At 32.2% G+C, this 8,182-nt stretch carries 5 protein-coding genes; all 5 read left to right on the forward strand.

What is annotated here, in order from left to right; all coding sequences use genetic code 11:
• Window positions 1-564 precede the first annotated feature (564 nt).
• Window positions 565-1,155 (forward strand): tyrosine-type recombinase/integrase, encoded by a 591-nt coding sequence (locus ABJD66_RS02775; protein WP_348127953.1) that lies wholly within the window; start codon window positions 565-567, stop codon window positions 1,153-1,155.
• A 115-nt stretch (window positions 1,156-1,270) separates the two neighbouring features.
• Window positions 1,271-2,488: a DNA polymerase IV gene (dinB, locus tag ABJD66_RS02780; RefSeq protein ID WP_348127956.1), complete on the forward strand. Its 1,218-nt coding sequence runs from the start codon at window positions 1,271-1,273 to the stop codon at window positions 2,486-2,488.
• The gene (gene dnaE, locus ABJD66_RS02785) at window positions 2,488-5,490 is read left to right on the forward strand and encodes a DNA polymerase III subunit alpha (RefSeq protein ID WP_348127959.1); all 3,003 of its coding nucleotides are present in this window, start codon (window positions 2,488-2,490) and stop codon (window positions 5,488-5,490) included. Before dinB ends, dnaE begins: the two co-directional genes overlap by 1 nt.
• A 197-nt stretch (window positions 5,491-5,687) precedes the next feature.
• Window positions 5,688-6,314: a DUF4339 domain-containing protein gene (locus ABJD66_RS02790; RefSeq protein ID WP_348127963.1), complete on the forward strand. Its 627-nt coding sequence runs from the start codon at window positions 5,688-5,690 to the stop codon at window positions 6,312-6,314.
• Between the two features lie 247 nt (window positions 6,315-6,561).
• A partial coding sequence (locus ABJD66_RS02795; protein WP_348127966.1) for a DNA methyltransferase occupies window positions 6,562-8,182 on the forward strand: 1,621 nt, incomplete at its 3' end.

The raw sequence follows: 8,182 nt of genomic DNA on the forward strand, positions 1-8,182 counted from the left end.
GTACAATTTGGTATTTAATATAGTTGCTAATGATGATTTATATTTAATGACATATATGTCATTATAAAAATGCTAAATTCTTTCGACTTTTCAAACTTTATGGGAAGTCATTTTAGAAACGATATATTAATACAGAAAATTTGTACACAACTTAAACAAATGAGAGAGGGTAAGGCTCTAACTCAAGAGGATGTTTACAATGATACGGGTATTCACATTTCTAGAATAGAAACTGCTAGAGTCAATATTACAGTTAGTACATTATCATCTCTCTGTGATTACTATCAGATGAAACTCTCTGATTTTTTCAAAGAAGTTAACCTTTAGTTCAAATTAGGTGGGTAATCTCCCCCTTTGATTTTTTCCCCTTATTTCTGTTCTATTATTCTTTACGCTAAGAATCAAGTTTTTTTGCTAGTAACACAGTTATATTTTATCTTACTATAGTAATATCATTTGATATTATATTTATAAAGTCATCAACTCTTTACAAAATGTGTATTTTGTAAAGAGTTTACAAATAATGTTATTGAATCTACTGGTTTGGTATAATACATTAAAAATATGGTCAAGGGGCGAAATGTAAAGAGTAATATAAAAGTAACGACAGATGATCACGAGCGGTCTAAAAATTTTTTAAGTAATACAGAGGTAAAGGATCTTTTAGAAGCTTCTAAACAGAGTAGATATCCTATTAGAAATTATCTATTATTACTAATGATGTATAGGCACGGCTTAAGAGTTTCGGAAGTCATTAATTTAAAACTGACTGATGTTAATTTAAAGGAATCTAGATTATGGGTAGAGAGATTAAAAAATAGTCTTTCCGTAGAACATCCAATAGTAGGGGATGAGCTACGTGCAATAAAAAGATACTTAAGATCCAGAAAAGATAATTTGCCTTGGCTTTTTGTAAATGAAAGAAATTTACCCCTTACTAGGCAAGCAGTAAATTATATAGTAAAAGCAGCAGCAGATAAAACTGATATAAAAAATGTACATCCTCATACGTTAAGACATTCCTGTGGTTTTTATTTAGCTAACAAAGGTTATGATTTAAGACTAATACAAGATTACTTAGGGCATAGAGATCCAAAGCATACAGTAAATTATACTAGGGTAGTGAGTAGTAGATTTGAAAAGCTGTGGAATTAGTCTTCTTATAATATAATAACCATTGTTAATAACAACAATGTTAAAAATGAGTTTTGATTTGCTTTAATGTGTAATTTTGGAAAATATCCATTATAAATATGGATTATTTCCATATATGAAATCAGAATCAATATTACATTTAGACTTAGATACCTTTTTTGTGTCTTGTGAACGCTTAATTGACTCAAGGTTATTAAAGCGACCTTTATTAGTTGGAGGCACAGGAGACAGAGGTGTTGTTGCTGCCTGTAGTTATGAGACTAGAAAATTTGGAGTACACTCTGGTATGGCTATGAAGCTCGCTAGGCAGCTATGCCCTGAAGCAGTAGTAATTAGAGGAGATTCTAGTATTTACACTAAACATTCGCAAACCGTTACCGAGATTATAAAAGAACGTGTACCCTTGTTTGAAAAAGCTAGTATAGATGAGTTCTATGCAGATTTAACAGGTATGGATAAGTTCTTTGGTACCTATAAATTTGCAACAGAATTACGCAATACAATAATTAAAGAAACAGGTTTACCAATATCTTTTGGTTTATCATCAAATAAAATTGTTTCTAAAGTTGCTACTGGCGAGGCTAAACCTAATAATCAAATGCGGGTAGATAATGGTTTAGAAAAGCAATTTTTAGCACCGTTGTCAATTCAGAAAATACCTTCTGTAGGCACAAAAACATATCAAACACTTCGTAATTTAGGAATTACAACAGTTCAGATAGTGCAAGAAATGCCCGTAGAAATGTTGGTTAGTGCTTTAGGTGCAAAAGGAGAAGTAATATGGAAACGAGCTAATGGAATAGATAGACCTCCTTTAATTCCTTTTCACGAGCGTAAATCTATTTCTACAGAGCGTACATTTACTAAAGACACTACAAATATGGTGCAGTTAAAAACCACATTAACTGCTATGGCAGAGAATTTAGCGTATCAATTACGTAGAGCTGATAAATTAACCGCTTGTATTTCTGTTCGACTTCGGTACTCAGATTATCAAACCTATTCAAAACAAATAAAAATACCATATACGAGTGCAGATCATATTTTAATACCTAAGATATTAGAGTTATTTGAGCGTTTATATGATAGACGTTTGTTAATACGCTTGGTTGGCGTAAAATATACAGATATAGTAACTGGCAATTATCAAATTAACTTATTTGATGACACTGAAGAGATGCTAAATCTATATGATGCAATGGATCATATACGTAAAAAGTATGGAGAAAAAAGTATTATGAGAGCAACGTCTATGGGAGCAAAAACCATAGGTCGTTTTCATAATCCATTTAGCGGAGAACCACCAATAGTTTTAGCACATAGAAAGCAATAATGTATATCAATTGTCATACATATTACTCTTTGCGTTTTGGTACATTTTCAGAAGTAGAGCTTTTGGAAATGGCTAAAGGGTTTGGTGTGTCTTGTTTGGCGCTTACAGATATTAATAACACCTCTGCTTGTTTAAACTTTATTCGCAAATCTAAAGAGTACGGTATTAAACCTGTAATTGGTATTGACTTTAGAAATGGTGCGGAGCAGTTGTATGTTGGCTTAGCTAAAAACAATGAAGGTTTTAAGGAGTTGAATGATTTTTTATCACTGTATTCTCATAAATCAAAACCATTACCTGTAGTAGCACCAGAGCTAGCAAATGCATATTTCATTTATCCTTTTGAAAAAGTTTTACAATTAGAAAAAACAGAATTTAAACCTAATGAATACATAGGCATATCTATAGAAAACTTAAAACGATTGCCATTTTCTAAATACAAATCTTATGTAGAAAAACTGGTAATTCAGCAACCAGTTACATTTAGAAATAAAAGAGATTTTAATGCGCACCGCTTGTTAAGAGCAATTGCAAACAATACCTTACTAAGTAAACTTCAAAAAACAGAAGAGGGACTTCCTTCAGAAAAAATGTTACCCATAAATGAGTTGCTAAAAACCTATGGTGACTTCCCATTTATTATAGAAAATACTAAAAAGCTGTTGTCTACTTGTTCTATAAGTTTTGGTTTTGGTGAAAATAGAGTGTCGCAGAATCAGCAAGTATTTGGAGAGTCCAAAGAAGCAGATTTTGAATACCTAAAACAGCTTTGTAAAATTGGGTTACCAAAACGATATTCTACTATAACTAATACCGTTACAAAGCGTTTAGAGGTGGAGCTTAAAACAATTAAAGAAATGGATTTTGTTTCCTATTTCTTAATTAATCACGAAATAGTAAGCTACGCAAATTCCAAAGGTTATTTACACGTTGGTCGTGGTAGTGGTGCAAATAGTATTGTTGCTTATATAATAGGGATTACAGATGTAGACCCTATAGAGTTGGATTTATATTTTGAGCGCTTTATTAACCCTTATCGAGTTTCTCCTCCAGATTTTGATATCGATTTTAGTTGGAAAGATAGAGGTGATGTAACCACATATATTTTTAATCGATTTAAAAACACAGCATTATTAGCAACCTATAACACTTTTAAATATAGGGCTGTTGTTAGGGAGTTAGGTAAAGTATTTGGCTTGCCTAAAGAAGAAATAGACAAACTATGCAAAGGTCATTTTTCTATGAATGACATAGATGAAATGGGTAAACTGGTTTTAAAATACAGTGCACTTATTAGAGGGTTTCCAAATTACATTAGTGTACACTCTGCTGGTATATTAATTCTAGAAAAACCAATACATTACTATTCAGCAACAGATTTACCGCCTAAGGGTTTCCCAACGGTACAGTTTGATATGAACATAGCTGAAGATGTAGGTGTTTTTAAGTTTGATATTTTAGGTCAACGAGGTTTGGCTAAAATTAAAGATGCCATAGATATTATTAAAGAAAATAGACCAGAAGTAGGTGACATAGATATTACTCAGGTTGAAAAATTTAAAGTAGATAAAAACATCAACAAACTTTTAAGCCAAGGTAAAGCAATTGGTGCTTATTATGTAGAGTCTCCTGCTATGCGTGGCTTAATGAGTAAACTTAGAGTTAACGATTATTTAGGTTTGGTTGCTGCAAGCTCTGTAATACGCCCAGGCGTATCTAGTTCTGGTATGAAGAATGAATATATAAGAAGACACCGAGACCCTAAAAGACGCAAACAAGCCAATCCTATTTTAGCAGACATAATGCCAGAAACCTACGGTATTATGGTATACCAAGAAGATGTTTTAAAAGTAGCAAATCAGTTTGCAAATTTAGACTTAGGAGAAGCAGATGTGTTGCGTAGAGGAATGAGCGGTAAGTTTAGATCTAGAGAAGAGTTTACGCGGGTAGAAAACAAGTTTAAGGCAAATTGCAAAACAAAGGGCTACACAGACCAATTAACCACAACCGTTTGGGAACAAATAGCAAGCTTTGCAGGCTATGCTTTTGCAAAAGGTCACTCTGCATCCTATGCTGTAGAAAGTTACCAGAGTATGTATCTAAAGTGTTACTACCCATTAGAATTTATGGTAGCAGTACTAAACAATGGAGGAGGTTTTTATTCTGTAGAACATTACATACATGAAGCTCGTATGTGTGGTGCTAATATACATCCGCCATGCATTAACAATAGCAATAACCATAACATTATTAATGGTAAGGATATTTACTTAGGTTTTGGATATTTAAAGAACCTTGAAAAATTAGTAATACAACGTTTTCTCACAGAACGGCAGTTGTATGGTGAGTTTAGTTCTTTGGATGATTATATAGATAGAGTTGCTATAAGCATAGAGCAACTTTCTATTTTAATAAGAATAGGAGCTTTTAGCTTTACCAAACTACAGAAAAACCAATTGCATTGGCAAGCCATTTTTAAGTTGAATTCATCAAAAAAAAGAAATGCAAATCCTAGTTTATTTAAACCAAAGCACAGAAATTTTAAGTTGCCAGTATTAGAGCATTCTTGGTTAGAAGATGCCTATGACCAAATGGAGCTTTTAGGTTTTCCGTTGTATAGCTATTTTGATATGATAGCAGAAAAACTACTTAGCAACACAAAAGCAACAGAAATGAAAAACTATGTACATAGAGAAGTTTTGTTGTATGGTATTTTGGTAAACACACGTTTTAATACCACCAAGCATAACAAACATATGCGTTTTAGTACGTTTATAGACCAAGAAGGCACTTATTTTGATGTGGTACACTTTACCAATGTAGTAGATAAATATCCTATAACAGGTATTGGTGTGTATGCATGCTACGGTAAAGTAACCGAAGAATTTGGACATTATAGTATAGCTGCTATTTGGACACGCAAAATTGCACTGCAAGGAGACCCAAGAGCAACAGACAAACCAACTTTTAAAAGTTTAAAAGAAAAGGTTACTCATAACTAATTTTATACCAATTATAAACAAATAATACCCAATTATACATTTCCGTAATTGAACACAAAAAAATAGTTTTACATTGGTTAAAATTTAACAACCAAAACCAACCAAACTGCAACATATTGGTTTGTACAACTATATTGGAGGAAAAAACGCAATTAATTGCCTTTACATATAGTTAGCCACAAGATAAAATTCACACAATGGAGAATTTAGAATATTATTACGCCAAAGGCGGTGAAAAAGTCGGACCAATAACATTGGAAGAACTAAAAAACCTTGAATTGAATAATGACACCCTAATTTGGTATGAGGGGTTAAGTGATTGGGCTGAAATTCAAAACATTCCAGAGATATTTAAGACACTTCAAACAAAAAAGTCACCACCTCCTTTACCAAAAAAAGAAGAAAAAGCATCCAAAACAGAAGTATCAGGTGAGCTAAAAGTTAAGACTGAGAAGAAGCCGAACGAAACGTTTGAAAAAATAAAACCGTCACACAATGCCCTAAGAATATTTTTGATTTGGTCAGGTATTCATCTTTTTGCGCTAGTTACATCTTACAGCGAAATAGACTTTTTTAGCGAAGGTTCTCCTAGAACTGATAAATTTTGGCCTTTTGTAAAAATTTTTAAATATCATGATAGACCTAATATGTGGGCTTATGGAACTAAAAGACCAGAAGGGTATTGGGATTATAATGGAATATTTTATAGATATGACTGGTCTGAATTTTTGGTTTATGTGGGAGGTGCTTTATTGATTTTTATCATTTCACGGTTGTCAAGTAAAAAAGTAGAAAAACCAGTTGCTAACAATGTATATAGTTAACACGGGTTTAGTGCTTTTAACTAAGTTCTCCAAATCTTTTGGATTTTGCAATAGAACTATGCTGCTTATATAATAGAAAAAACACACAGCCACCGCGTAATACAATCTTTAATTTGTAAATTATTAGAATGGAATTATTACGTTTAATCATTTTAAGATTTAATTAATTTTTATCCTAGTATTTACGCTATTCCGTAATAGGTAAATCAATATATATTTATATTTTTATAAGTTCAAGAAAGAGTAAATGAACGCATCTCAAATAGAAAAAAACGTAACAGCATTAGTTGAAAACTTCAATAAAGAAGAATTTGTATTCGACTTACTGAAAGCCTACGGTATTTCTAAGACATCTATTACACGTTTAAAAAAAGGAGACTTCAATTTATCTAAAGTTGAAGGAGAAGTACTTTATAAAAGTAAAATGCTCTTTAAAGAAGTAGCAACTGGATCACTTCTAAATACTATTGATGAATTAACTAAAGAAGTAGATTCATTAAAGCACAATCCACGCTTTGTAATTGTAACAGATTATGTAACATTATTGGCAAAAGATACCAGAACAGGCTTAGCATTAGATACTCCTATACTCGAAATCCATAAACACTTTGGTTTCTTTTTACCTTGGGCAGGGCAAGAAAAATATGCTCAAAAGAACGAGAATTTTGCAGATAGAAAGGCATCTGAAAAGATGGCTAAAATGTACGATATTCTAGTACAAGAAAACCCTGGCATATACGATGATGGCGGTCATAACTTAAATATCTTTTTATCTCGTTTACTCTTCTGCTTTTTTGCGGAAGACACAGATATATTTCCAATTGAGGGTATGTTTACAGATACATTAGAGCAACATACGCAAAAAGATGGAAGTGATACGCATACATTTTTAGATAGGCTTTTTAAGGTGCTTAATACTGAAGATAATAGTGAAGAAGCATCACACTTTAGAGAGTTTCCTTATGTGAATGGTGGTTTGTTTAGAGACGACATTGTAGCTCCAAAGTTTACAAAAGAAGCACGTAAAATAATTATTGAGTGTGGTGATTTAGATTGGAGCGAAATCAACCCTGATATTTTTGGTTCTATGATACAGGCAGTGGTAAACCCTGCGTATCGTAGTGGATTAGGTATGCATTATACTTCTGTACCTAATATCATGAAAGTAATAGAACCTTTGTTTTTAAATGAGTTATACGAGGAGTTTGAAAAACAGAAGGGAAATGCCAGAAAATTACGTAAATTAATATTCCGACTATCTAACCTTAAAATATTTGACCCAGCCTGTGGTAGTGGTAATTTTTTAATTATTGCCTATAAAGAGTTGCGTAAACTAGAAATACAAATCTTACAAGAATTACACGGTTTAGAAACACAACATTCTATTGTATTCACAGATATTAAACTCTCTCAATTTTATGGTATAGAATTAGACGATTTTGCGCACGAAATGGCAATTCTGTCTCTATGGTTGGCAGAACACCAAATGAATAAAGAGTTTGTTGATGAATTACATGACTTTGGTAAAGCTAAACCAATATTACCCTTAAAAGAAGCGGGTAATATTACACAGGGTAATGCTACACGCTTAAATTGGGAAGATACCTGTCCTAAAAATGAAAATGATGAAATTTATATCTTAGGGAATCCGCCTTATTATGGTACTCGTAATCAAAAAAAAGTACATAAGGAAGATATGGCATTTGTATTTGGAGATGTTAAAAACTATAAATCTCTTGACTATATTTCTGCTTGGTTCTATAAAGCTACTCATTTTATAAATGGAATTAATTCTAAATATGCATTTGTTACAACAAATTCTATTTGTCAAGGTGACCAAGTAAATATTCTTTGGCAATTATTAATTG

The sequence above is a fragment of the Cellulophaga sp. genome, from assembly GCF_039943695.1.
In the GTDB taxonomy this organism is placed as follows: Bacteria; Bacteroidota; Bacteroidia; order Flavobacteriales; family Flavobacteriaceae; genus Cellulophaga.